At 62.7% G+C, this 23124-nt stretch carries 24 protein-coding genes; 17 read left to right on the forward strand and 7 right to left on the reverse strand.

Translation table 11 applies throughout. The features are described from left to right. Nucleotides 1–26 precede the first annotated feature (26 nt). From V0R59_RS21435 to V0R59_RS21450, 4 genes are read left to right on the forward strand one after another with little or no spacing between them, the layout of a single operon-like run. Entirely contained in the window at nt 27–998 is a 972-nt protein-coding gene (locus V0R59_RS21435) for a VOC family protein (protein ID WP_095156521.1), read from the forward strand. Further along, the gene (locus V0R59_RS21440) at nt 995–1804 is read left to right on the forward strand and encodes an enoyl-CoA hydratase/isomerase family protein (RefSeq protein WP_330076678.1); all 810 of its coding nucleotides are present in this window, start codon (nt 995–997) and stop codon (nt 1802–1804) included. Before V0R59_RS21435 ends, V0R59_RS21440 begins: the two co-directional genes overlap by 4 nt. Before the next feature lie 30 nt (nt 1805–1834). Then, nucleotides 1835–2656 carry an SDR family NAD(P)-dependent oxidoreductase gene (locus tag V0R59_RS21445; RefSeq protein WP_095156523.1) on the forward strand — a complete coding sequence of 274 codons (822 nt, stop codon included), beginning with the start codon at nt 1835–1837 and terminating at the stop codon, nt 2654–2656. Nucleotides 2657–2714: 58 nt separating this feature from the next. Next, entirely contained in the window at nt 2715–4319 is a 1605-nt protein-coding gene (locus V0R59_RS21450; RefSeq protein WP_330076679.1) for a phytoene desaturase family protein, read from the forward strand. A gap of 47 nt (nt 4320–4366) precedes the next feature. On the opposite strand, the gene V0R59_RS21455 is transcribed toward V0R59_RS21450, so the two are convergent. Continuing rightward, nucleotides 4367–5032: a TetR/AcrR family transcriptional regulator gene (locus tag V0R59_RS21455; RefSeq protein WP_330076680.1), complete on the reverse strand. Its 666-nt coding sequence runs from the start codon at nt 5030–5032 to the stop codon at nt 4367–4369. A gap of 186 nt (nt 5033–5218) precedes the next feature. On the opposite strand from V0R59_RS21455, the gene V0R59_RS21460 reads away from it, so the two are divergent. The 5 genes from V0R59_RS21460 to V0R59_RS21480 all read left to right on the forward strand — a co-directional run bounded on the left by V0R59_RS21460 (nt 5219) and on the right by V0R59_RS21480 (nt 10142). Beyond that, a complete protein-coding gene (locus V0R59_RS21460; protein ID WP_177454426.1) occupies nt 5219–6496 on the forward strand; it encodes a cytochrome P450 in 1278 nt (425 codons plus the stop codon). Nucleotides 6497–6553: 57 nt separating this feature from the next. Beyond that, nucleotides 6554–7585, forward strand: coding sequence for a hypothetical protein (locus V0R59_RS21465; protein WP_330076681.1), 1032 nt, complete (start codon nt 6554–6556; stop codon nt 7583–7585). Nucleotides 7586–7668: 83 nt separating this feature from the next. After that, complete coding sequence (locus tag V0R59_RS21470; RefSeq protein WP_095156527.1) at nt 7669–8457, forward strand: SDR family NAD(P)-dependent oxidoreductase; 789 nt, start codon at nt 7669–7671, stop codon at nt 8455–8457. 31 nt (nt 8458–8488) lie between these two features. Continuing rightward, complete coding sequence (locus V0R59_RS21475; RefSeq protein WP_330076682.1) at nt 8489–9778, forward strand: MFS transporter; 1290 nt, start codon at nt 8489–8491, stop codon at nt 9776–9778. A 13-nt stretch (nt 9779–9791) separates the two neighbouring features. Further along, nucleotides 9792–10142 (forward strand): nuclear transport factor 2 family protein, encoded by a 351-nt coding sequence (locus V0R59_RS21480; protein WP_095156529.1) that lies wholly within the window; start codon nt 9792–9794, stop codon nt 10140–10142. Here the strand turns inward: V0R59_RS21480 and V0R59_RS21485 are convergent. The 4 genes from V0R59_RS21485 to V0R59_RS21500 all read right to left on the reverse strand — a co-directional run bounded on the left by V0R59_RS21485 (nt 10132) and on the right by V0R59_RS21500 (nt 13906). After that, nucleotides 10132–10971, reverse strand: coding sequence for an oxidoreductase (locus tag V0R59_RS21485; RefSeq protein ID WP_330076683.1), 840 nt, complete (start codon nt 10969–10971; stop codon nt 10132–10134). The genes V0R59_RS21480 and V0R59_RS21485 overlap by 11 nt on opposite strands. Nucleotides 10972–11046: 75 nt before the next feature. Beyond that, the gene (locus V0R59_RS21490; protein ID WP_095156531.1) at nt 11047–12282 is read right to left on the reverse strand and encodes an NAD(P)/FAD-dependent oxidoreductase; all 1236 of its coding nucleotides are present in this window, start codon (nt 12280–12282) and stop codon (nt 11047–11049) included. Nucleotides 12283–12302: 20 nt separating this feature from the next. Further along, nucleotides 12303–12623 carry a 2Fe-2S iron-sulfur cluster-binding protein gene (locus V0R59_RS21495; RefSeq protein ID WP_095156532.1) on the reverse strand — a complete coding sequence of 107 codons (321 nt, stop codon included), beginning with the start codon at nt 12621–12623 and terminating at the stop codon, nt 12303–12305. Nucleotides 12624–12646: 23 nt separating this feature from the next. Then, entirely contained in the window at nt 12647–13906 is a 1260-nt protein-coding gene (locus V0R59_RS21500; RefSeq protein ID WP_330076684.1) for an MFS transporter, read from the reverse strand. A 307-nt stretch (nt 13907–14213) separates the two neighbouring features. Here V0R59_RS21500 and V0R59_RS21505 point away from each other — a divergent pair, with 307 nt between their 5' ends. The 6 genes from V0R59_RS21505 (at nt 14214) to V0R59_RS21530 (ending at nt 19657) form a co-directional block, all read left to right on the forward strand. Then, nucleotides 14214–14450 carry a ferredoxin gene (locus V0R59_RS21505; RefSeq protein WP_330076685.1) on the forward strand — a complete coding sequence of 79 codons (237 nt, stop codon included), beginning with the start codon at nt 14214–14216 and terminating at the stop codon, nt 14448–14450. Nucleotides 14451–14501: 51 nt separating this feature from the next. Beyond that, a complete protein-coding gene (locus V0R59_RS21510; RefSeq protein WP_095156535.1) occupies nt 14502–15260 on the forward strand; it encodes an SDR family NAD(P)-dependent oxidoreductase in 759 nt (252 codons plus the stop codon). Between the two features lie 66 nt (nt 15261–15326). After that, complete coding sequence (locus V0R59_RS21515; RefSeq protein ID WP_095156779.1) at nt 15327–16277, forward strand: VOC family protein; 951 nt, start codon at nt 15327–15329, stop codon at nt 16275–16277. Between the two features lies 1 nt (nt 16278). Continuing rightward, nucleotides 16279–17163 carry a fumarylacetoacetate hydrolase family protein gene (locus tag V0R59_RS21520; RefSeq protein ID WP_095156536.1) on the forward strand — a complete coding sequence of 295 codons (885 nt, stop codon included), beginning with the start codon at nt 16279–16281 and terminating at the stop codon, nt 17161–17163. Nucleotides 17164–17196: 33 nt separating this feature from the next. Next, nucleotides 17197–18777 (forward strand): MFS transporter, encoded by a 1581-nt coding sequence (locus V0R59_RS21525; RefSeq protein ID WP_330076686.1) that lies wholly within the window; start codon nt 17197–17199, stop codon nt 18775–18777. A 94-nt stretch (nt 18778–18871) separates the two neighbouring features. Further along, the gene (locus tag V0R59_RS21530) at nt 18872–19657 is read left to right on the forward strand and encodes an IclR family transcriptional regulator (RefSeq protein ID WP_095156538.1); all 786 of its coding nucleotides are present in this window, start codon (nt 18872–18874) and stop codon (nt 19655–19657) included. A gap of 9 nt (nt 19658–19666) precedes the next feature. On the opposite strand, the gene V0R59_RS21535 is transcribed toward V0R59_RS21530, so the two are convergent. After that, complete coding sequence (locus V0R59_RS21535) at nt 19667–20857, reverse strand: thiolase family protein (protein WP_330076687.1); 1191 nt, start codon at nt 20855–20857, stop codon at nt 19667–19669. After that, entirely contained in the window at nt 20857–21255 is a 399-nt protein-coding gene (locus tag V0R59_RS21540; protein ID WP_330076688.1) for a Zn-ribbon domain-containing OB-fold protein, read from the reverse strand. The genes V0R59_RS21535 and V0R59_RS21540 overlap by 1 nt, the downstream gene beginning before the upstream one ends. A gap of 134 nt (nt 21256–21389) precedes the next feature. Between V0R59_RS21540 and V0R59_RS21545 the strand changes: the two genes are divergently transcribed. Both V0R59_RS21545 and V0R59_RS21550 read left to right on the forward strand, forming a co-directional pair. Next, nucleotides 21390–22091 carry an SDR family NAD(P)-dependent oxidoreductase gene (locus V0R59_RS21545; protein WP_330076689.1) on the forward strand — a complete coding sequence of 234 codons (702 nt, stop codon included), beginning with the start codon at nt 21390–21392 and terminating at the stop codon, nt 22089–22091. Then, the gene (locus V0R59_RS21550) at nt 22088–23089 is read left to right on the forward strand and encodes a fumarylacetoacetate hydrolase family protein (protein WP_330076690.1); all 1002 of its coding nucleotides are present in this window, start codon (nt 22088–22090) and stop codon (nt 23087–23089) included. The genes V0R59_RS21545 and V0R59_RS21550 overlap by 4 nt, the downstream gene beginning before the upstream one ends. The last annotated feature ends 35 nt before the right edge of the window (nt 23090–23124 follow it).

Here is a 23124-nt window from a genome sequence, read left to right on the forward strand (position 1 = left end):
TCGCCAACCCTTTCGAGGAGAGAGACATGTTCGAATTATTGATGAGTGCCGACATGATGGTTCCGGACCCGGACGCCATGACGGAAATGCTGGTCGACAAGCTCGGTATCTACAAGCACGAACGCTGGCGCCAGGCGTTCGACAATCACCCGTACATTGCGCACTTCCTGCGTGTACACAAGTCCCTGGCCGTGTCGCCCACGCGCATCGAGCCGCAGTGGCACCTGGATCGCCCCAACCCTGGGGACCCGCTGTTCCATGACTTCCTGGAGAGCTTGAAAGACTTCCAGGGCCACCACCGCCCGATGCTCACCCACTCCATCGTGCTCGCCCTGCATGGCGACAAGTTCGACGCGTTGGTGGACAAGCTGATGCGCCGTCGCCTGCCGTTTCGCATGGCGCAGCGCACCCCGGAAATGCCCTTCGATCGGCTGTGGCTGGGTGCGACCCCCGAGAAGCCCTATTACCAGCCGTCGGTGGACGGTGGCCTGTGCATCGAGATCATGCCGACCGAGCCGTTGCAGATGCCGTCCGAAACCTACCAGTTGCCGCCGGTCCAGCCACGCGACCTCAAGCCCGGCGACATGGTGCGTGTGACCGCACGCGGCTTCCTGGTGCGCGACCTGGATGAAACCCTGCGCAAGGTTTCCACCAACCTGGACTGGGAGCCGAGCGGGCCGGTGGAGCATATCCGTGGCGAAGGCTACCGCCGCGCACGCATGGGTTTCAGTGTGCCCAACAGCGCCACCCTGGATGTGCTGGAGGCCACCTACTGGAACACCGACGCCGGCCACTACGTCAACAACTGGGGACCTGGCCCTTATTACATCCGTATCGGCGTCAACGACCTTGCCGCCAAGGCCGACGACCTGCGTGCCCGTGGCACCCGCTTCGAGTGGATCGAGTCGTCCGAGGCGGTGGGCGGCCGTGCGTTGATCAAAGTCGACCCGCGGGAACTCAACGGTCAGGTGTTCGAGTTCGAGGAGTGCCCTGCATGACCATAACGCCGAGCGAGCAGGTGATCAACGAGGCCGTACGCGTCGAGTGCGACGCCCGGGTCGGTTGGGTGGTGCTGACACGGCCAAACCAGATCAACGCTATCAATGACGCGATTCGCCTGGGTGTGCCACAGGCATTGGCATTGCTGGAGCAAGACCCCGAGATTCGCGTGATCGTGATCCGTGGTGAAGGTGAGCGGGGTTTCTGCGCCGGTGCCGATATCAAGGAACGCCGCGGCCCCGAATCCAGCCTGCAAGTACGCCAGCGCATGGAAAAGGTGCGCTGGATCGAAGCCCTGGATGGCGTTGCCAAGCCCGTGATCGCGGCCATCCATGGTTACTGCATGGGCGGTGGGTTGGAACTGGCGCTGGCCTGTGACATTCGTTTTGCGGCGCCCAATGCGGTTTTCGCGCTACCGGAAACCGGCCTGGGGCTGATTCCCGGTGGCGGCGGCACGCAACGGTTGTCTCGCGTGGTCGCGCCGGGCCAGGCGCTGGATATGCTGCTCTCCGGCGACCGCATGAATGCAGAGCAGGCGCAGCGTATCGGTCTGGTCAGCCGGGTGGCCACTGACACCCTCAGCTTGCTGGAGGAGGTGACCGCCTTTGCCCGGCGCATCGCTGGCAAGCCGCCCACCGCATCGGCTTTCGTCAAGCAGGCGGCCCGCGCGGCGCTGGAGCTGGACCTCAAGAGTGGCCTGAACCTGGAGCTCGACCTGTTTGCGTTGCTGGCGCCTACCCACGACGCACGAGAGGCCGCCCAGGCCTTCAGTGAACGACGTGAGCCGCGTTTCACGGGCGAGTGAAGAGCCCTTTACAACAACAAGGAAATCAACATGAGTACAGGCAAGCTGGCAGGGCGGGTGGCCATTATCACGGGCGCCGGTGGCGGGTTGGGGGCAGAGTGCGCCCGTGTGCTGGCCTCCCACGGTGCGAGCATCGCAGTGGTCGATATCAATCTCGACGGGGCCATGGCCGTCGCTGAATCACTGCTCGGCGAGGGGCATCAGGCGCTGGCGATTCGTACCGATGTTTCGTCGGAGGGCGAAGTCCAGGCGATGGTTGCCCAGGTGAAGCAGCGGTTTGGCCGTATCGACGTACTGCACAACAACGCGGCGATTCTCAATGCAGAGCAGCGCCAGTTGGATCGCGACTTCGTCAACCTCGACATGGCGGCCTGGGATCGTGCCATCGCCGTCAACCTGCGCGGCGCGGTGCTGTGCACCAAGCACGTGATTCCGGCCATGCTGGAGCTGGGCAAGGGCTCGATCATTTTCGCGACCTCCGGGCTTGGTATGCAGGGCGACATGTCCCTGACCGGTTACGCCACCTCCAAGGCCGGCCTGATGATGCTGCCGCGCATGGTGGCCTCGCAGTACGGTAAGCAGGGGATTCGCGGCAACGCCGTACAGATCGGCCTGGCGCCCTCCGAGCACGCCATGCCGCCAGCGCTGCTGGATATTCTGCGGGACAACCACTGCACTGCCGAACTCGGCACTCCGCGCCAGATTGCCGATGTGGTGGCGTTCCTGGCCAGCGATGAATCGTCCTTCGTCACCGGCAGCACCCTGGTGGCCGATGGTGGCTTCAGTACCCACACCCCCTCATTGGTGGCCATGCGTTCGCTGTTTGCGCAAATGGGCCGCACTGGCATGTAACGCGGCTGGCGACGTGTGCCTGCGTCGCCCCGGCTGACCTTCGACATGGAAGCATGTGATGAACCAGAAGCAACCCGCAGTAAACACTGATTTTGATGTGATCGTGGTTGGCGGCGGTACCAATGGCCTGTCTGCTGGCTGCTACCTGGGCATGGAGGGCAAGAAGGTGCTGGTGCTCGAGGCCCTGGACAAGGTGGGGGGCATGGCCTCCTCGGGCTACCTGATACCCGAAGCGCCGCAGCATCTGGTGCACCCTTGCGCACTGGACATGATGTCGATGCGCGTGCACGCCCACGTGCCGGCGGAGCTTGGCCTGGAGCAATATGGCTTCAAGTCGGTGGAGCTGGCGCCAGGTTATGTGTACCTGCACCCGGACGGCCAGTCGTTGATCTTCTGGCGCGACCGCGAGCGCACCGCCGACGAGATTCGCCGTTTCAGCGCGCGGGACGCCGATGCATTTCTCGAATTCATGAAGGTCATCGACCTGTTCCTGGACATTGCGCTGCCGATGATGCGGGTCGATCCGGCCAAGGCCAACCTGGGGGTAAAACTCCGGATGGTGGGCACGGCGATCAAGCATAAGGCCCTCAAGCCCGAACTGATGGCGCTGATGACCGGCTCGGCATTGCAGGCGGCGCGCGAGCGTTTCGAGCACCCGATCACCCGTTCGGCGATGTGCGCGCTGACTGGCCTCGCGGGCGACATCACCGCCGACGGCGGGGGGATCTACTACGCACTGCTTGGGTTCCTCCACCGGTTCGGCGTTGGGCGGGTGATGGGCGGCATGCAGCAGTTGAGCAATGCCATGCAGGCCCGCCTAGAAGCGTTGGGCGGCCAGGTGCTGGTGTCGGCCAGCGTCAGTGAAATCGTGGCCAGTGATGGCCAGGTAAAAGGCGTGAAACTGGCCGACGGCCGCACGTTCTCCGCCCGCGCCGTGATTGCCGGCTGCCACCCCAGGCCGGCGCTGGAGATGGTCACTTCTGGCCAGATCCCCAAGCACTTGCTGACGCGTATCGCCATGGCCCCGGCCAATGCCAAGGGCTCGGGCCCATTGAAAGTGGATGTCGCGCTGCGTGGGCAGATTTCGCTGCCGCGGTTCGAGGCGATGCGCGGCGACGGTGTCGATTTGCGCAATACGTGCCTGATGATCGGCACTGAAGAGGCCGTGCTGGAAAACTTTGCCGCCTGCGCGCGTGGCGAGGTGCCCACGTTGCCGTATATCACCGTCGCCGTACCGAGTGCCGCCGACCCTTCACAGGCACCTGCTGGCCAGGACGTGCTGTACATCTATCCGCCGGTGATGCCGGTCAACCCGAACCAAGGCTGGGATGCGCTGCGTGAGCAGGTGGCCGATCAGGTGATCGAGCAACTCTTCGCCTATGTCGATGGCATTGAGGGGCAGATCATCGGCCGCCGCATCGAAGCCGCGCCTGACTTTACCGCGCGCCTGAATACGGTGAACGGTTGCGTGGTGCACATCGACACCACGTCGATGCGCTCCAGCACCATGCGCCCGGCGCATGGTCTGGGCGGCGACACGCTACCGGTGGCAGGGCTGTACCTCGGCAGCGCGGGTATTCATCCCGGCGGCGGGGTCAATGGCATGGCTGGTCGGTTGGCGGCCAGGCGGGTGAGTCGCTACCTGCAGAAAACACGTCGCTGAAACGCAACCTGCCCGCAGGGGCCGCAGGAAGGTGAAGCCGGCCGCCGTCAAACGCTGCCGGTTTTGTTTTCTGCGCCCAATGAAAGGCTTGCAATGACGAAGTCGGCCGAGTACTGGCGCCAGGTGATCATGCCTTCGGCGGAGTCGGTATCGAGGCCAGCGAGCGTCGACATCGAATAGCGGTTGGTGAACCAGCCCGTGGTCACCAGCGAGGCACAGGCCAGCAGCAGGCGCGGGTTGATGTCTGCGCGAAAATCCCCGCTGGCGGCGCCCCTGCGCAGGATGACGTCAAGCTTTGCAATCAGCGCCGGCGCCATTTCCTGGAAATGGTTACGAGGTGTTTCGTGGGCGTCGTGATAGCGGATGCCTTCAAGTGCGAGGCTGCCCAGGAAGGGATCGAGCCGGTACTGGTCGAAGAAGTGGTTGAGCACGGCACGCAACGCCGCAGGTGGTGGCAGTTGCTCGACTTCCAGGTTCACCAACTCGGACATGATGTGGCTGGACGACTCGTCCAGCACCGCCACGAACAGGCCTTCCTTGGAGCCGTAATAGTGGTAGACGAGCTGTTTGGTGACACCGGCCTCCCTGGCGATTTCTTCCACGCGTGCCCCGGCCAGGCCTTTTTTCGCGAACTCCACACGTGCAGCCGCGAGCAGGCGTTTCATCGTGCTGCGTTTACCTTGCTCGGCCCCGTCTGCTGCTTTGACTACCACCCTGGACTCCTTGTTATTCACACCTTGAAGCATTTAGCCGGCTGCCTTCGTTTGACCCCGAGTCAAACGAATCGGGGTACCCGCCAAAAGACATGCGCATACCATAGGTTGGCAGGCGAGACATCCTACGTAAAGCGCGGAAATACCGGCGCGCGGGCAAGAATAAAAACAACACTGGAGATCCTGATGAGTAAGGAAAGTGCAGCACTGGACCTGGCAACTGCCTACAACGCCGTGTCGGAAATGTATCGCGGCACCGATCTGGACATACATGCGGTGTGCCGTGAGCAACGGCTGAAATCCCCCATTTACGAGGGCGATTTCATCACTCAGTTCGGGGTGCCGACCAATGCTGGCACTCAGCAGGGCACACGCCCAACCTATGCGTTGTTCAAGTACCAGGATGTGATGACGGTGCTTCGCGACGGCGCTACCTACACCAGCGGGTTTATCGCTGAAGGCCTGGGCGCGTTCTTCGACGGCCTGATCATCCTGGCCATGGACGGTGACGAGCACCGTAAAGTGCGCGCCCTGCTGCAACCGGCGTTCATGCCTGAAACCGTCAACAAGTGGCGCCCACAGATCGACCAGGTGATCCGCGAGGAGTATATCCTCCCAATGTTGCCAGCGAAAAAGGCCGATCTGATGAAGTTCGGTCTCGAATTGCCGATTCGCGTCATGTACGCGCTGATGGGGTTCCCTTCCGATGACCCGTCCAAATACAAGCAGTACGCAGCCTGGGCGTTGGCCATCGTGGGGGGCAATCAGATTGACCCGGACAAGATGGTCGAGGCGCGCCGCCAGGCCGGGATCGCGGTCAAGGGGTTGTACGACGCGCTGGCTGAAGTGGTGGTGCAGCGCCGGCAAGAGGGCAGCCAGGGCGATGACGTCGTGGGCCGCCTGCTGCGCGCCGAGTACGAGGGGCGCACGCTGAACGACCATGAGGTCATCACCTTCACCCGGTCGTTGCTGCCGGCGGCCGGCGAAACCACCACGCGCATGTTCGGTTCGGTAATGACCTTGCTGCTGACCACGCCAGGTCTGCTGGAACGGGTCAAGGCTGACCGCAGCCTGATCGCCAGACTGATGGACGAAACCACACGTTTCGAGCCGGTGGCGACATTCAAGGTTCGCGAAACGGCCAAGGAAGTCGAGTTCCATGGCGTGAAGATCCCCAAGGGGTCGTTCGTGCAGTGCATGGTGGTATCGGCCAACCGCGACGAAGACGCCTTCGAAAACCCGGATGTGTTCGACATCGATCGCAAGCCCAAGCCTTCCTTCGGTTTCGGCTTTGGCCCGCACATGTGCATCGGCCAGTTTGTTGCCAAGGTCGAGATCAGTTGCGCGGTCAACGCCATCCTCGACCTGTTCCCCAACCTGCGCCTGGATCCGAGCCAACCGCTGCCGGTGATCAGCGGTGCGCAACTGCGCGGCGTATCCCGGTTGCCGGTGATCTGGGACTGATCCAGCGCCAAAAACAGCATTCAGCTTCACGGCCTTACAAAAACAACAGAGGGCATCATGAGAACGTTCAAGACCATTCCAGAGCGTGGCGATTTCGGCTTCCAGCAATTGGTGGGCCCGCACAAGGTAAGCGGCGCCTCGATGTCGGCCGAGCGTGGCTTTTTCGGCCTGCACCTGAGCAAGAGTTCGCCCTTCGGCTCGGTGCGCGATGAGCAAGGCAACATCTATTCCTTCGTTCGCTCGCTGATGGCCCCTAACGGCACGCCGAACCCGACCAAGTTCTTCTACCTGAACAACCATGTCGACAAGGTCAACCTGCGCATGGACCACGAGAAAATGGCCAGGCAGGCGCTGACACCCATGCCCGTGCACAGCCTCGACGGTGATACCGCGCGTTGGGCCAGCCAGCCGGGGGAGCCGGGTAATGCCTGGGAAATCACCGCCAGCAGCGAACGCCTGACCTGGAAGGAGGACGGCCTGTTCGATATCGAGGGACGCCTGCTCGGGCCGGGTTTGCAGTGGTACTTGCCGGGTGTGGAGTGGGGCACGTTCTATGTTTCGCAATTGTGGGACGTGGCGGGCGTGTGCGAGGGCCGGCCCGTCAAGGGTGCCCTGGCGCTGGACCAGTTCTACATGGCCGAAGGCGGCGCCATCCACTTCAAGAAAGACCTGGTGGTGAACAACAACAAGCATGTCATCTGGTGGTCGTTCGTCACCGTGTACAAGGACGGCACTTGGGATACCGGTTCGTTCATGGTCGGCCACGACCACCTCGGTTATGCCTTCTTCAACAATGAAAAGGGCGAAGTACGGGTCACTACCGACATCGAAGGCCAGACCGAGCACAAGGACGGCAGCTATTTCCTGAAGTCCGCCCGCATCGTGCTGGAAGGCAAGGAAGAGTGGGAGTTCCTGCCGGACGAGCGGGGCGAGATGATCGACTTTGTCGGCGGCTTCCCGATCACCGCCCAGCAGGAAGGGCGCTGGCGTCGGGTGGGCGATACCCGCGAGCCATCGCACTGGCTCGGCTGGGGCGAATCGGACCGGCGCAACGGTTCGGCGCGTAATGTGCCGGGCAAGGATCTGTAAGGCTGCACCGTGCGCCTGCCCCAGCGGGCAGGCGCATGCCTCAGAGCAAAATCCTCTACCAATAACAACAATGGGAAACCGCGATGAAGTTTCGCGACAAAGTGGTACTGGTAACCGGTGCGGGCCGTGGCATGGGCCGGGCGATCGCCCTGGCTTATGCGCGCGAAGGGGCGCGGGTGGTGGTCTCGGCACGGACGGCGCGCTACGGTGAAGACACCGTCGAGCAGATTCGTGCACTGGGTGCCGAAGCCAGCCTGGTGGGTGGCGACATCGCCGACCGCGAGGCGATCAGGTCGATGGTCGAGGGCGGTGTAGCCCAGTTCGGCGGCCTGGACATCGTGGTGCACTGCGCCGCCGATACTCGCCACGGGCTGATCGCCGAGATGCCGGATGACGCGTTCGATCACATCGTGCGCAGCAATATCCAGTCGCTGTTCTGGTTGGCCAAGGACAGCGCGCCCTACCTGTCCAAGGCGCCCGACAAGGGGCGGCTGATTTTCATCTCCTCAGGTGAGGCCAACCGCAAATACACCCCGCGGCTGATCGCCTACGGCTCCAGCAAAGCCTTCATGAATGCCTTCGCCCGCGGGCTGGCGGTGGAATTCGGCGCCATGAACATTCTGGTCAACGTGGTCGAGCCCGGCCTTATCGGCACTGACCACATGCTGGAAACCCTGGGGCAGGAACTGCCGCACAAGCTCGCGGCGCACTTCCCGGTCGGGCGTCTGGGCGAATCTGCCGACATTGCCAATGCGGTGCTCTTCCTGACGTCCAACGAGGCGTCCTACATCACTGGCACCTCATTGCTGGTGGACGGTGGCGCCACCATGGTCGCGCTGCCCAAGGTCGAAGAAATCCTCAAAGGCCAGTAACCAGCCGCGTCTGCTCCGGGAGTAAAAGCGTATGACTACACCGACTCGCAATCGCCAGTCCGCTGGCAATGATTTTTCTGAATTCAAGCGCGGCTGGCGCGTGGTCCTGCTGGGATTGTTCGGCATCTGCACCAGCATCACCGCCGCCTTGCTCTATGCGTTCGGCACCCTGGTGATTCCGCTGGAACAGGCCTTCGGCTGGAGCCGTGGTGACTTGCAAGCCTCGATTTCCTTTCTGTTCGCCGGCGTGGCGATCTCCACCCAGGTGGTCGGCTGGCTGTATCGGCGCTACGGCCTGCGCCGGGTGGCCATCGTCTCGATCATGCTGCAGGTCGTCGGTTACTTCGCCATCACCCAGATCCAGGGCTCGATCTCCTGGTTGTACCTGGCGTTCTTCTGTATGCCGATCGTGTGCGCCGGCACCATCGCGATCACCTGGACGCAACTGGTCAACCTGTGGTTCGAGCGTAATCGGGGGCTGGCCCTGGCCGTGATCCTGTGCGGCACCGGGCTGATGGCGCTGATCTTGCCACCCGTGTTGTCGCGGTTGATTGCCGCCTATGGCTGGCAAGCCGGGTTCATCGCCCTGGGGGCGATGCCGCTGCTGTTCACGCTGCCCCTGTCGTTGATGTGGTTACGTATGCCGGCCGGGGCCGGTAAGACCGACCCGTCAACGCCGCGAACGGAGCCGTCGTTGTCAGGCATGAGCTTCCGGCAGGCGCTGCGCTCGGGCAAGTACTGGGGCTTCAATGTCGCGTTGATCCTGTCAGTGTCGTTGACCGTGGGCATGGTCACCAACATCGTGCCGATGCTGCAAAGCAAGGGGCTGAGCGCGCAGCAAGCCAGTCAGATCTTCAGTACGTTCGGCATTTCGATCATTGGCGGCCGTTTGCTGGTGGGGTACTTGCTGGACCGTTACTCGCCGTCGCTGGTGGCGGCGGTGAGTCTTGTACTGCCTGCGCTGGGGTGTGTGATCTTCTTTTTTGGCGGTTCGCAGCACGTCCCGCTGCTGGTGCTGGCTACCTTGTGCATCGGTGCCAGTGCCGGCGCCGAATTCGACCTGGCGGCGTTTCTGATGGCGCGTTATTTCGGCCTGAAGGATTACGCGCGCATCTTTGGCTTGCACCTGTGCCTGATCACCATCGTGTCCGGGTTGGTGCCGATGCTGTTCGGCCATCTGTTCGATGTGTACGGCAGCTATTCCGCGGTGCTGGTGAGTTGCTTTTTCTGCGCCATCATCGGCCCGACCATTCTGCTGTGGCTCAGGATGGAGCCGGCCTTTCAAGCACTGCAGCGTCAGTTGAAACAACAACCCGCCTGAGGACGACTCTTACATGACGATGGAAAAACACGTGATCGAAGACTTTCTGCATGGCCAGATCGATTGTTGGAATCGGGGCGACAAGGAGGGGTTTTTTGCCCACTACCGCAGCGTGTCGCCCAATGGCTTGAGCATCGAGTATGTCGGCAAGCCGCAGCATGACGCCTGGCAAGTGCTGGAGGGGATGTGGGCGCAACAGCAGCCCAAGATCAGGGTCGAGGTGCGTCAATGCATCATCAATGGCAATGAAGCGGCCTGCCACCACCTGAACGCCTTTCGCGAGCAGGACGGTGGCATAGAGACGATCGAGTTGTATCGGTTCGAAGAGGGGAGGTTGTTCGTGCGTTATTTCATTAACCTTTAGTGCCATCGGTAGAGCAGGAGAGCTCGCGCCAGTCTTCTATCTGCGCGAGCATTCCGGTGAGCTTTGCGCTGACCTGCCGGTAGGCGTCGGAACCGGCCAGGTAGCGCATTGGCGGCTCGCTGGTGTTGGCCAGGCGTACCAGTGCCTCGCCGAGTTTTGCCGGGTTGCCGGCCTGCTGATGGTTGCCGGCGGCTGACGCCGCCTTGACCCTGGCGGTGAACGCGGCGTAGTCCTGCAGCCCGCGCTCACCGAATACAGCAGAGCTGGCATCGAGAAAGTCAGTGCGGAACACCCCCGGCTCCACCAGCGTGACCTTGATGCCGAACTGGGCTACTTCCTGGGCCAGGGATTCGGAGAAACCCTCCACCGCGAACTTGGAGGCGCAGTACAACGCTGCGCCTCCCATGCCCAGTACGCCGCCCATGGACGACACATTGAACACATGACCGCTGCGTTGCGCGCGCATCACCGGCAGCACGGCACGACACACGTTGAATACCCCGAACACGTTCGTGGCGAATTGCTTTTCGGCATCACTCGCAAGGTTGTCTTCGAAGGGCGCCAGTTGGCCATACCCCGCGTTGTTGACCAGTACGTCGATTCGACCGAAGCGAGCCACGGCCGCTTCGACGGCAGCCAGTGCCTGGGCTGCATCGCTCACTTCCAGTGCCACCGCCAGCACCTGCTCACCATACTCGGCAAACACACTGTGCAGGCTTTCCAGCCGCCGACCACTGACGACCACGCGGTCACCGTTCGCCAGCGCCGCCTTGGCAATGGCGGCGCCCAGCCCGCGGCCCGCGCCGGTAACAAACCAGACCTTGTTCATTGCATCGCTCCAGCAGGTTGTGCAAACGCCGCGCTGGGCTCTGGACACAGCGCGGCGGGTTGTGGGTGAGGCGCGTCAGTCGCGGTTGGCCGCTTCCCAGGTCTTGAGATCGAAACCTTCGGCCGCCGCCTGGGCCGCCGTCAGCCTTGGGGCGCGGGCAAGAATCTTGCGGGCGGCCATGTGGTCGCCCGGGCGGTTGCAGGACTCCACGGCCACCAGGCGGTCATTGCGAAAGCACAGCACCGAGAGTTGTCTGTCCTGGGCAGAACCCAGCACGACCGTGCTGTCGTGGCCGTTGGAGAGCCCGGCGATCTGCAGTTTCAGATCGCCCTGGTCAGTCCAGAACCAGGGCAGGGCGGCGTAGGGCGAGGGCTTGCCCATCAGGCGCGCGGCCACGGTACGCGCCTGGTCGATGGCGTTCTGCACCGATTCGAGGCGGGTCGACTGCTCTTCGTTCTGCACGCACGGAAAACTGGCCACATCGCCCAGCGCGGAAATCTGCGGGTCAGAGGTGAGCAGGTGAGCGTCCACCTTGATGCCGTTCTCGATGTCCAGGCCCGCCTCGGTGGCCAGTTGGGCATTGGGGATGACCCCGATGCCGAACACCACCAGGTCTGCCGGCAGGGTGCGTCCATCCGCGGTTTGCACGCCACACACCTTGCCGTTGTCGTCGAGAATGCGGCCCAGGCCTTGGCGAAAATCGAAGTGCACGCCCCATTGCTCGTGTGCCTGGCGAAACAGCTCGGACATTTCCCGTGACACCGCACGCGCCATAGGGCGCTCGCCCAGCTCCAGCACATGCACCTGGGCGCCCTGAGCGGCGGCCACCGCCGCAAATTCGAGGCCGATGAAGCCTGCGCCGACCACCACCACGTTGCGCGCCTGTTTGGCCAGCGGCGCCAAGGCATCCGCATCGGCCTTGGTCTTGATACCGAATACGTGCGGCAGTTCCGCACCGGGCACTGGCAGTGGGCGGTTGTGCGCGCCGGTCGCCAGTATCAGGTGGTCATAGCTCAGGGCCGTGCCGGAGGCCAGCACCACGCGGCGATTGAGCCGATCGATGGCAGTGGCCGGGTCATGCAGCAGTTCGATGCGTTGGGTGGCGTAAAACTCGGCGGGACGAAACAGCAGGTTGTTTTCCTGGATCTTGCCGAGCAGGTAGGCCTTGGACAACGGCGGGCGCTGGTAGGGCAGGCCGGGCTCATTGCCGATCAGGGTGATGTAGCCTTCGTAGCCTTCCTGGCGCAGGGACGCGGCCACTTGAAATCCGGCTTGGCCGGCACCGACGATAACGACTGAGGCGAGGGTCATGAATACTCCTTGCAACGCATTCAGAATTGCGAAGAGGGCAGGTGCAACACCATGCCTTCCATGTCTTCGCTGATGATCAGTTGGCAGCTCAGGCGGCTGTTCTCACGGCGCTCGAAGGCGTACTCGAGCATGTCGCTCTCTATCTCTTCCGGTGCCTGCAGCGTGTGCAACCAGGCCGCGTCGACATAGGTGTGGCACGTGGCGCAGCTACAGGCTCCGCCGCAATCGGCGGGCAGGCCGGGGACGCTGGCGAACGTGGCGGCCTGCATGACCGACTGGCCGACTTCGCCTTTGACCTGATGGTGGGTGCCGTTGTGCTCGATGAAGGTCAGTGTGGGCATGTTCTGCTCCGTTTCTTGTGGGCTCAGGAGTGGCAGGGCAAGGGCTGCGCATTGAAGCGTGGCACTGGTCCGAGGGTCAGTAGCAACAGGGGGCCGAGCACGCAGCACGCGGCGCTGTACACCAACATGGCGGTGTATGAGCCGGTACGTGCGAGCAGGAAGGCAAAGAGCAGCGGCGCCAGTGCCGATGCCACGGTATTGAGGCCCTGGTGAACGCCGAACAGGCGGCCGTATTCACGCAGGCCGAAGTAGCGGGCAATCAGGAACGCGGCGATATCGAATTCCGCCCCGGCGCCAAACCCGACCAGCACTGCCGCCAGCATCAAGGGCATGAATTCGCTAGTGCCGCTCAGGTACACCAGGCAGCCAACGGCGGGGAGCAGCAGGCTGCACGCGGAGACCATCGGTGGCCATAGCCGGTCCAGCAGATAGCCGATGACCATTCGCCCCAGGATCAGCGAAATGCCGAAGCCGCTGAAAATGGTGGCCGCATCCGCTGCCGACAGTCCCTTGGCCTGCAGCATTGGCACCGTGCTGGTGACCATGCCGACAATCGACGAGATCACCAGGCCCAGCGCCAGGTTGCAGGTCCAGAATTTCAGAGAGCCCATGCCCTCGCGAAAGCTCATGCCTGGCAACTGCGCCAGGGCAGCGTGCGCAGTGGTATCAGCCGCCTTGGGCAGCTTGAACCACAGCAAGATCAGCGGCAGCAGCACCAGCAGGTTGAGCAGTGCGAGGATCACGAAGGCCGCACGCCAGTCCCACTGTTCTATGCCCCAGGCCATCAGCCGGGGCACGGTGGCAGCGGTGACGCCGGTGCCCGACAGGCCGATGGCCAGCGCCAGCCCGCGATTGCGGTCGTACCAGAGGCTGATCAGTTGCGTCCAGGTCACGGCCAGCGCACCCATGCCCACGATCGGCAGTAGCGCAAAGGCCAGGTACATCGACCAGATCGACGAGGTGACCTGGGTAGTGGCCAGGTAGCCGACTGACAGCAGCAGAAGCGACGCCACGGTGACGCGCTTCATGCCGAAGCGCAGGTTGAACCAGCCCACCAGTTGCAGGGACACCACGGCGCCGCCAAACAGAAAGGTGATACACGCCTGCAGTTCGCTTTTGCCCCAGCCAAAGGCATCGCCCAGCGGTACGACCAGTGTGCCGAAACCGTACAAAAGCGCGGCGTTGATGCTGATGGCCACGCCCGCGACGGACAACAGCAGGATCTTCCAGCTTTGCCGGAATTCGTGCAGATCGATGGACGCCTGGTTTTTCGAAGGGTTCATGGGTTGGCTTCCTTATAGGTTTTGTTGAGCCAAACACTGCGTTTTTTTGAATGAAATCGGTGATTTCAGGTTTGTCCAGCAAAGCCGTATGACTCACAGACAAACGAATGTCCTGCGCCGCCCATGCCGTTGAATCACCCTCGGTTACAGCGTGTTCAACATTGCTCACACCCGTGGGGGAATGTTGCGGCGCAACCATGTTTGCTGCCGTGGCTGAGGGTGAGCATATCCTTGCCAAAAATAAATTGCACATAAAATAAATAAGTGTTCATAATTTGACGATCCTGAACCTGATAAGGAGAAAAAAATGAGTTCAGACAAAGCGCAGTTCAAAGCCGTTGCCGACCGTGGGCGCTGCTGTGGATATGGCTTGTGCGCCACGATCTGCCCCAGTGTGTACAAGCTCGATAACGACGGTCTGGTGTACTTCGAGGACGCCCGGGTCCCGCCTGAACTTGAAGAGGAAGCCCGCGAGGCCGCTGCCGCCTGTCCGGCCGAAGCGGTATGGCTGGAGCCCATCGGTGCCGACGACAGACCCGCTTGAGCGCGCCCGCACCTGGCTGGGCGTGATAACCAACGAGTTGAGGATGTGCAGATGGGACGTTTACGCGACAAGGTGGCCCTGATCACCGGCACCGGTGGGGGCCAGGGCCGTGCGGCAGCGCTGCGCTTCGCCCGCGAGGGAGCGATTGTGGTCGGCTGCGACTTCAATGCCGAGGGCCATGAGCAGACCCGCGCAATGATGAGCGCCGAGGGCTTTACCCTGTATGGCAGCGCCCCCGTGGACCTGGGCGATCACGAACAGGCCAGGGCCTGGATCGAGGCCGCCGTTGCTGAGCATGGGCGGATCGATGTTCTCTACAACAACGCATCGGCGGCGCGTTTCGGGTTGGTGAGCGAATTCTCGATCGAAGACTGGCAGTACACCCTGCGCAACGAAATCGATCTGCTGTTCTACACCACCAAATACGCCTGGCCCTACCTGGCCGAGCGGCGCGGGGTGATTATCAACGTGTCTTCCACGGCAGCCTGGGGCGGTTCGAAAGTCGCCGGTATCAGCGCCCATGCGGCAGCCAAAGGCGCGGTGGTGTCGTTTACCCGGCAACTGGCCGTGGAAGGTGCGGCCGTCGGCATTCGCGCCGTCAGCCTGAGCCCGGGGTTCGTCGCCACGCCTGGCACCCGGTCGTTTCTGGAAAACCCCAAGGCCCGCGCCATGCTGCTCGACGGCGTTTTGATGGACCGCCCGGGGGAGCCTGAAGAGGTGGTGGCACTGGCGGTGTTCGTCGCCTCCGATGAAGCATCATTCATTACCGGCTCCGACTTTGTCATCGACGGCGGGCTGCTGGCGGTCTAGCCCAGCGGCGACAGCGCGAGCAGCGGTTGGCATCGTTTCATCTCGAACAAGAACAAGGTGAACAACGTGGACATCATTGGTATCGGTTACATGGGCTTCGAAACCCCTGATCTTGACGCCTGGCGCGAGTACGGCCCGCAGGTGATGGGCTTTGGCATCGGCAAGAACCCGCCCGGCGACCCGGATTCGTTGTATTTCAGAATCGATGATCGCCGTCACCGCTTTGCGTTCCATCCGGGCAAGGTTGACCGCATCGCCTACATCGGCTGGGAAGCCATCGGGCGCATGGCGTTCGAGGACGGGATCAGGAAGCTTGAGGCGGCCAACGTGGCGTATAGCCGCGGTGATGCGCAACTCTGTGAGGCCCGCGGCGTACGCGAGGTGGTTCGCTTCCGCGACCCGGTCGGCTATCAGCATGAGCTGTTTTATGGACAGAAATGGCTTCCACGTTCATTTCAGCCGGGGCGGCCCCACAGTGGGTTTCTTGCCGACGAGCGCGGTGCGGGCCATGTGGTGCTGATCACCCCGGACTACACCCCTGAGCTTGAAGACTTTCTGCTCAACGTCATGGGTTTCAGTTGGTACGGCGCGGGGGCGGGCAAGGGGCGGACGGGTTTCTTCCGTTCGAAGCTCAACCACCACACCAGCCATGACATCGCCTATGGCCACGGGCCAGGACGGATGGGCGTCCAGCACGTTGGACTGTTCGTTCGCAACGTGCGGGATGTCGGGGAAACCTACGATATCGTGCGCCAGCGCGAACTGCCGATGATGATGACCCTCGGTCAGCATGCACAAGATCCGCACCTGTCGTTCTATCACTACAACCCCTCGGGTTTTGCTTTCGAAACCATCGCTGAAATCGAGCCGTGGCAAGGCGATCCCTATGAGTTGAACCCGGAAAAACTCAGCCTGTGGGGGCACGAGATGGTGGGGCCAATCCTCGGCCCGAGCGTCAAGACTCCCGAAGAGGTTCTCGACGCCGAATACCTGCCCACCTACCTGGCCAGGCAGTGACGTGCGTCTGGCACGCATCGAGCTGGACGGACAGGCGTCCTGGGCGCTGGTAGACGCCGGCGGCGACCATTGTCGGCGAGTCAGGGCGCCCTTCGTGCGCTGGGCGGGACTGGGTGCGAGCCTGCACCCGGATGCCCTGGACCTGGCGGGAGAGCGGTTGTCGCTGGCCGGTGCCCGCTTGTTGCCGCCGCTGGAGCCGGGCAGTCGCGTGTTCGGCGTGGGCCTCAACTACCTCAGTCACCTCGAACGGCTGGGCAGCAAGGCCCCGGCGCACCCGCTGGCCTACCTCAAGCCCGATTCGGCACTGGTGGGGGCCAATGATCCAATCCACCATTCGCCGCTGACCCGGCAACTGGATTACGAGGTGGAGCTGGTGGCGGTGGTGGGTCGAGCCCTGCTGGATGAGCCTCGCGCCAGTGCATGCCTGTTGGGTTTTACCGTGGGCAACGACATCAGCGCGCGCGATGCGGGCCAGCAGATCGGGCGGCTGGACCTGCTGACCCAGAAAGCCATGGACCGCACCACACCCACGGGGCCCTGGATCGTGACGGTCGACGAACTCGGTGGCGGGCAGCAGCCCGCATTGGAGATGCGTTTGAGCGTCAACGATGAAGTGCGCCAGCAAGACAACACCCGACACATGATCTTTCCCCTGGATGAGCTGCTCAATTACCTGGATGCACGGATCAAGCTGCGCCCCGGAGATATGGTGTTCACTGGATCCACGCACGGGGTGGGTCTGGAGAGCGGGCGGTTCTTGCAGCCAGGCGACCAGGTTGTGGCACACATCGGCGGCATCGGCCAATTGCGCAACACCATTGCGGCGCCTTGCCCGCTGGCTCCTGCTCGAGCGGTTGGGCGCCTGGGGTTGCCGCTGGATCACTAAACCCTGTTCTGCAAGACGTTCCGAGGAGAAATGATGAGCGAGGCTTCGGCGTGGGCGCCATTTCGCAACAGGGCCTTCCGTGGCCTATGGCTGGCCGGTGCAGTGGTCAATCTGGCGATCTGGATGCAGACGGTTGGCGCGGCGTGGATCATGACCACGCTTACCGCGTCGCCGACGATGGTGTCGTTGGTGCAAAGCGCAGTGACACTGCCGGTGTTTCTGTTTGCACTGCCGGGTGGGGTGATCGCCGATCTGGTGGATCGGCGCCACTGGCTGATCGTGACCCAGTGGCTGATGGTGTTTGCGGCGATCATGCTCAGCGTCCTGGCCTGGTGCGACCGCCTCGAAGCCTGGGGGCTGCTGGCGTTCACCTTTGTCCTGGGCACCGGCAGCGCGCTGGGGATGTCGGCGTGGATGGTGACCATGGTCACCGTGTTGTCCCGCGATCAGGTGCCGGCAGCGGTTGCCCTGAACGGCATTGCGGTCAACGTCACTCGCGCACTGGGTCCTGCCCTGGCCGGGGCATTGATTGCCTACTGGAACACGACGTCAGTATTTTTGTTGATTGCGCTGTGCATGGCCGCGGTGATGCTCTTTCTGTTCCGCCTCACGCCGGCGCCGCCTGCCCAGGATCTGCCGCCGGAAACCCTGATGGGCGGCATGCGCAGCGGCCTGCGCTACATCCGCCATTCGGCGGTGCTGTCCAGTGCGCTGAAGCAGGTGCTGATCTTCACCAGCAGCGCCAGCGCCTTGTGGGCGCTGATGCCTCTGGTTGCCCGGCGGCAACTGGGCATGGGCGCTGATGGCTACGGCTTGCTGATGGCGTTCCTGGGGGCGGGGGCGGTGCTGGCCGCACTGAACTCATCCCGCCTGCAGCGCAGGCTCGGCCTGCGTCGTCTGATTGTCTGCGGTACCGTCGCCTTTGCCGCCGCCGCTCTGGCCGCCGCGCTGTCGAGCAACCGCTACGTGGTGTGCTCGATGATGCTGTGCGCGGGGTTTGGCTGGATGGCAGTCAACGCCACGCTTTCTTCGGTGGTGCAAACCTATGCCGCCAACTGGGTGAGGGCTCGCGTGGCGTCAATGTATGTATTGACCCTGATGGGCGCGATGGCCTTCGGGGGCGCCGCCTGGGGTGTGCTGGCCGAGTTTGCAGGACTGCAGGCGAGCCTGCTGCTGTCCACGTTAAGCCTGCTCGGCGGGGTGCTGCTGACGCGCAAGGGTCGTGTGGAAATGGGGCACGAAGCCGACTTTGCCCAGGTCTCGCTGAGTGACAGCCTGCAGTTGCCGGCCCCCGTGGAACATGCCGACGGGCCCGTCTCGGTAGAGGTGATGTATCAAGTGCCCGTGACGCAGCGCGATGCTTTTCTGATGGCGGTGTACGCGGTAGGCAAGGCGCGGCGGCGCAATGGGGCGCGGAACTGGCGACTGTATCGCGATATGGCCCAGCCGCAGTGCTACAGCGAGCGGTTCATCGTCGACTCCTGGCTCGACTACTTGCGCCAGCAGGTACGCGTTACCCAGGCCGACCTTGTTCAGGAAAGGCTTTTGCAGCCGTTTCGCCACGAAGACCTGCAAACGCGAAGGCTGATTTACCAGCCTCCGGTAAAACACTGACGCTGTGTTAACGAGAAATTCCCATGTAAAACTTTTACGTCGCTGGTAATTCTCAAGCTAGAATGACGGCAATAATTTGTTACCGGGACGCAGTATGGACATTTCAGACGTCAGCGACAGCGCAAAATCGGCCAATGCCACTCTTGTGAAACCGGTTTCCAATGCCATACGCATCCTGCGTCACCTCAGCCAGGGCGGTAAACCCGAGCGTTCCGTGGACATCGCCCGTCAGCTCGGCATCAACCCCAGTACCTGCTTCAACATCCTGCGGACCCTGGTGCAGGAAGATGTGGTTGATTTCAGCCCGCTGTCCAAGCGCTACTCCGTGGGCTCCGGCCTGGCACGCCTGGTGGAGCAACTGGTGACCCAGGGTCACCGCGTGCAGATGGCCAAGCCACTGTTGCAGAACCTCGCGTCGCGGCTGCGGGTCACCATCACGCTGTGGCGCAAGATGAGCCCGGACCGGATCGTCATCGTCAGTTCCGCCGCCAGCCCCACCGATGTGCGCATCGATATGGCCGAAGGCCAACGGCTGCCGATTCTGATGGGCGCCAGTGGGCGATTGTTCGCCACTCAGATCGACATGGACGATCCGCTGCTGGAAAGCAGTTTCGAGAAGATCCGCTGGGCTCGACCGCTGTCGCTCGAGGATTATCGCGAGGAAGTCAAAGTCGCTGCCGAGCGGGGCTGGGCGATGGACGACGGGCATTTTTCGGGCGGCATCCTGGCCGTGGCGGCACCGATCTATTCGCCGTCCAACAGCATCGAGTTCACCGTTTCGGCGGTGATGTTCCGTGGCCAGCGCGACGAAGAGGGCCTTGCCGAGATGGGCAAGGCGCTGATCGAGTTCTGTAACGAAGTCGCCTGCGTGCTCTACTGAAACCCGCCGCTACTCGCGTACCAGCAGCAGGCTGCCTCCCAGGGGACCGCCGCCCGCGGCCACTGTGCTGACGCAATGATCGCGGGTTTGCCGACCTTCGGCGCGGCCCCACAGTTGCAAGCACGCCTCGTGCACATAGCCGAGGCCATGGGTGCGTCCGCCGGACAACTGCCCGCCGTTGGTGTTGATCGGCAAGCTGCCCTGCAGCGCGATGCGCCCCCCGCCTTCGACAAAGGCCCCACTTTCGCCAACGGGGCACAGGCCCAAGGCTTCCAGCCAGATCAGGGTCAGAATCGAGAAACCGTCGTACAACTGCGCCGAGCCTACGTCCTGCGGGGTGTAGTCGGTGCGCGACCACATCATCTGACCGACATCGAAGGCGGCCATCCGGGTCAGTGAGATCTGGTCCCACGACCAGGGCTGGTTCAGCGCGGCACCCATGGCTTCGATGCGGATTGGCGTATTCGGCAAGTCCTGGGCCACATCGCGACGCGACAGGACGATGGCGGTAGAGGCATCGCAGTGCACATCGCAATCGAACAGGCGCAGGGGCGAGGAGATCATTCGCGCACCCATGTAGTCGTCCATCGTCATGGGTGTGCGGTAAACCGCCTTGGGGTTGCGCATGGCGTTGCGTCGACAGGTGAGCGCGATCTGCGCCAGTTGTTCGGCGCGAGTGCCGTACTCATGAAAATGGCGCTGGGCGTACAGGGCCATCAGGTTTATGCCTGAGTGCACATTGAACGGCGTGAACCATTGCCATGCATAGCTGCTGTCGCGGCCCTGGGTCTTGGCGGTCAGTGCGCCGGCCTGCCGGTTGACCGCGCGTGCCGAGGCTTCGGTGATGGTACGAAACACCAGCACGTGCTTGCACAGTCCGGCAGCGATCGCCATGGCGCCGTTGATCACCCCGGCAAGGGGGCCAGGTCCTTCGTAGCCAGCGCCGAACCAGTTGACGTTGAGCCCCAGGGCACTTTTCAGAGCGCTTGGCCCCACCGGGGAAAACGGGTCGCCATTGTTGTTGTCGCCCGGCCAGCACGCCACCCCGTCGATATCGCTGCGCTGTAGCCCGGCATCGGCAATGGCTTGCAGGCAGGCATCGAGGGTCAGGCGCATGGCTGACTTGTCTGACGGCCGGCCCACTTCCGACTGACCGATGCCGGTGATGGCCACGTCTTTTTCGTAACGATGATCGAACATCACTGAGCCCTCTCGAACAGGGGTAGCCACACATCCTCGACATTGAGGAAGGTGACCTGTACCGGCATGTCGATATGTACATCTGTCACCGGTGTGCCCACTACGTTGCTGACAAATTGCAGGCCGGCTTGCTCTGGCAGCTCGATGATCGCCACGACATAGGGCACCTCCAGGTCTGGCGCCCAACCTTGGTAGTTGATGGTGAAACTGAGCACCTTGCCTTGGCCGGACACCGGCTCGGGGGCCACCTCGAAGCTTGCGCAATGCGGGCAGAGCGGGGCGGGCGGATGAAAGTAGCGGCTGCAGGCCGCGCAGCGGTGTATCAGCAAACGGCCCGTTTCACCGCCTTGCCAGAAGGCGCGGTTGTCGGCGTTCAGTGCAGGGAGTTTTCTAGGCATCAGCAGTCCGGGTGAATGTTTGACGTGGAGTCACACAGTATCATTTGCACATATTTTGGAAAAGTGTCATATATTGCCGCCAGAGAAAGCACGAATCGACCGTTCGCACGGTAAAACAACAAGAGGATGTGGCTATGTCCCAGTCATTACTGGACAAAAGGGTAGTCGTCACGGGCGGCTTCGGCGCCTTGGGTAGTGCGCTGGGCAAGTACCTGTTGGCGCAGGGTGCGCGGGTGATCCTGCTGGATCGCAGCGAGGTGCCTGCTGATCTGCTGGCGACGCAGAACCTGCTGTGCCTCGGTGGAGTCGACCTGACCTCGGCCGAGTCGGCTGCTGGCGCATTCGAGCAGGCGGCCGCGCACTGGGGCGGCATTGATGGCCTGGTCAATGTCGCCGGCGGGTTTTCCTGGGAAACCCTCGAAGGCGGTAGCCTCAACACCTGGGACCGCCTGTACCAGATGAACGTGCGCACCGCCGTGGTCAGTGCTCAGTCGGCACTGGCCTACCTGCTGCGATCCCGCGCCGGGCGAATCGTCAATATCGGCGCGCTGGCATCGGTCAAGGCCGCAGCCGGCATGGGCGCCTATGCCGCCTCCAAGGCGGGTGTGGCCCGCCTGACCGAAGCCCTGGCCGAAGAGCTGAAAGACCGTGGCGTGACGGTGAACGCGGTGTTGCCCAGCATCATCGACACCCCAGCCAATCGCGCCGACATGCCCGACGCCGACAGCAGCCGCTGGGTGACCCCCCAGGCACTGTCGGGGGTGGTCGCGTTCTTGTTGTCCGATGAAGCGGCCGCCATGACCGGCGCTTTGTTGCCCGTGAGCGGTCGGGTATGAGGCTGGTCACCTATACCGACGCCAATGGCGTGGACCGTGCTGGCGCGCTGCTCGATCAGGACCAGAAGGTACTTGATCTGCTGACCGCCTATCGCGTTCTGGAAGGACGCGACAGCGCCGCCCTGGGCAGTATTCTCGCCCTGGTCGAAGGCGGTGAGACGGCACTGGAACTGGCGCGCTCCCTTATTACCAAGGCGCCTTCGGCAGCGGTGCTGGAGCGCGCCAGTGTCAAGCTGCGCGCACCGATCCAGCCACCGCCGCAAATGCGCGATTGCTCCTGTTTCGAGTTGCACCTGCGCCAGAGTTTTGCTGCGGCACGCCGTGCCCGCGCGCTGCGTACCGAAGACCCCGAGGCCACCCTCAAGGCCATGAATACCCGTGCCGATGATCGGGTGATCGAGACCTTCAACAAGCAACCCATTTACTACAAAGGCAATCGCTTTGCGGTGGTGGGTATCGACGATGAGTTCCAGTGGCCGAGCTTCAGCCGCGCGATGGATTTCGAGCTGGAGTTCGGGTGCTACATCGGCAAGCGCGGCAAGGACATCACTCGTGACGCTGCTGGCGCGCATATCGTTGGCTACACCATCTTCAACGACATGAGCGCCCGCGATGCCCAGGCTCTGGAGATGCCCGGCATGCTTGGCCCTGCCAAGAGTAAGGACTTCGATACCGCCAACATCATGGGACCCTGCCTGGTAACCGTGGATGAACTGGGCGACCCCTATGACCTGAATATGGTTGCCCGGGTCAACGGCGAGGAGTGGGGGCGCGGCAATACCCGCGACATGCGCTGGCGGTTTGAAGATGTCATTGCCCATGTGTCCCGCTCGGAAACCCTTTATCCAGGGGAGTTTCTGGGTTCCGGTACGGTGGGCAACGGCTGCGGTCTCGAGCAACTTCGCTATCTCAAGCGTGGCGACGTGGTTGAGCTGGAAATCGACGGTATTGGTGTGTTGCGCACCCAGGTGGGTCAGGAGCGGGCCTCGGATGTTTGACGCCCTCCGACCACCCACCTAATTTTTGCGTGTGA

This window comes from Pseudomonas ulcerans, assembly GCF_036324125.1.
Classification (GTDB): Bacteria; Pseudomonadota; Gammaproteobacteria; order Pseudomonadales; family Pseudomonadaceae; genus Aquipseudomonas; species Aquipseudomonas ulcerans.

Bases quoted from the DNA above. Each gene is read 5' to 3' on its own strand.
- V0R59_RS21505 (WP_330076685.1), top strand. From the start codon at position 14,214: ATGAGTTCAGACAAAGCGCAGTTCAAAGCCGTTGCCGACCGTGGGCGC.
- V0R59_RS21485 (WP_330076683.1), bottom strand. From the start codon at position 10,971: ATGAACAAGGTCTGGTTTGTTACCGGCGCGGGCCGCGGGCTGGGCGCC.
- V0R59_RS21490 (WP_095156531.1), bottom strand. From the start codon at position 12,282: ATGACCCTCGCCTCAGTCGTTATCGTCGGTGCCGGCCAAGCCGGATTT.
- V0R59_RS21470 (WP_095156527.1), top strand. From the start codon at position 7,669: ATGAAGTTTCGCGACAAAGTGGTACTGGTAACCGGTGCGGGCCGTGGC.
- V0R59_RS21445 (WP_095156523.1), top strand. From the start codon at position 1,835: ATGAGTACAGGCAAGCTGGCAGGGCGGGTGGCCATTATCACGGGCGCC.
- V0R59_RS21545 (WP_330076689.1), top strand. From the start codon at position 21,390: ATGTCCCAGTCATTACTGGACAAAAGGGTAGTCGTCACGGGCGGCTTC.
- V0R59_RS21525 (WP_330076686.1), top strand. From the start codon at position 17,197: ATGAGCGAGGCTTCGGCGTGGGCGCCATTTCGCAACAGGGCCTTCCGT.
- V0R59_RS21550 (WP_330076690.1), top strand. From the start codon at position 22,088: ATGAGGCTGGTCACCTATACCGACGCCAATGGCGTGGACCGTGCTGGC.
- V0R59_RS21435 (WP_095156521.1), top strand. From the start codon at position 27: ATGTTCGAATTATTGATGAGTGCCGACATGATGGTTCCGGACCCGGAC.
- V0R59_RS21495 (WP_095156532.1), bottom strand. From the start codon at position 12,623: ATGCCCACACTGACCTTCATCGAGCACAACGGCACCCACCATCAGGTC.
- V0R59_RS21540 (WP_330076688.1), bottom strand. From the start codon at position 21,255: ATGCCTAGAAAACTCCCTGCACTGAACGCCGACAACCGCGCCTTCTGG.
- V0R59_RS21450 (WP_330076679.1), top strand. From the start codon at position 2,715: ATGAACCAGAAGCAACCCGCAGTAAACACTGATTTTGATGTGATCGTG.
- V0R59_RS21465 (WP_330076681.1), top strand. From the start codon at position 6,554: ATGAGAACGTTCAAGACCATTCCAGAGCGTGGCGATTTCGGCTTCCAG.
- V0R59_RS21480 (WP_095156529.1), top strand. From the start codon at position 9,792: ATGACGATGGAAAAACACGTGATCGAAGACTTTCTGCATGGCCAGATC.
- V0R59_RS21475 (WP_330076682.1), top strand. From the start codon at position 8,489: ATGACTACACCGACTCGCAATCGCCAGTCCGCTGGCAATGATTTTTCT.
- V0R59_RS21460 (WP_177454426.1), top strand. From the start codon at position 5,219: ATGAGTAAGGAAAGTGCAGCACTGGACCTGGCAACTGCCTACAACGCC.
- V0R59_RS21500 (WP_330076684.1), bottom strand. From the start codon at position 13,906: ATGAACCCTTCGAAAAACCAGGCGTCCATCGATCTGCACGAATTCCGG.
- V0R59_RS21535 (WP_330076687.1), bottom strand. From the start codon at position 20,857: ATGTTCGATCATCGTTACGAAAAAGACGTGGCCATCACCGGCATCGGT.
- V0R59_RS21440 (WP_330076678.1), top strand. From the start codon at position 995: ATGACCATAACGCCGAGCGAGCAGGTGATCAACGAGGCCGTACGCGTC.
- V0R59_RS21510 (WP_095156535.1), top strand. From the start codon at position 14,502: ATGGGACGTTTACGCGACAAGGTGGCCCTGATCACCGGCACCGGTGGG.
- V0R59_RS21530 (WP_095156538.1), top strand. From the start codon at position 18,872: ATGGACATTTCAGACGTCAGCGACAGCGCAAAATCGGCCAATGCCACT.